The following is a 280-nucleotide window of genomic DNA, read 5'->3' as shown; positions in this document are numbered from 1 at the left end:
CCGGCAGCGCGATCAGCTCGATCAGCACGCACTCACCCATGCGCTGGCGCCGCCGAGGGGGAAAACGCGGCGTGGAACGGCAGATGCCGCCGCACGATCCGCACCGCATGCACGAAGGAGAGCTGGTCCGGATCGCAGCCGGCCCGCTGACTGGCCTCGTGCATCAGCCGCCGCAGCGCGAAGTGCACCAGCAGCAGGCCATAGAGCTCCTGCTCCACGAGATCGGCCCGGCGCGAGCGCAGCATCAGGCGCTCCCCTGGCAACGTCACTTTCAGTTCGG

Annotated in this window: 1 pseudogene; it reads right to left on the bottom strand. The window is 69.3% G+C overall.

The window, feature by feature from the left end:
- Positions 1 to 32 precede the first annotated feature (32 nt).
- Positions 33 to 280: pseudogene (locus KBI52_RS00365) on the bottom strand (IS4 family transposase); the annotation flags it as partial.

This window comes from Microvirga sp. HBU67558 (assembly GCF_018069605.1).
Lineage (GTDB): Bacteria > Pseudomonadota > Alphaproteobacteria > Rhizobiales > Beijerinckiaceae > Microvirga > Microvirga terrae.
The sequence above is the reverse complement of the archived record's forward strand: the minus strand, read 5'-3'. Positions and strand labels throughout refer to the sequence as shown.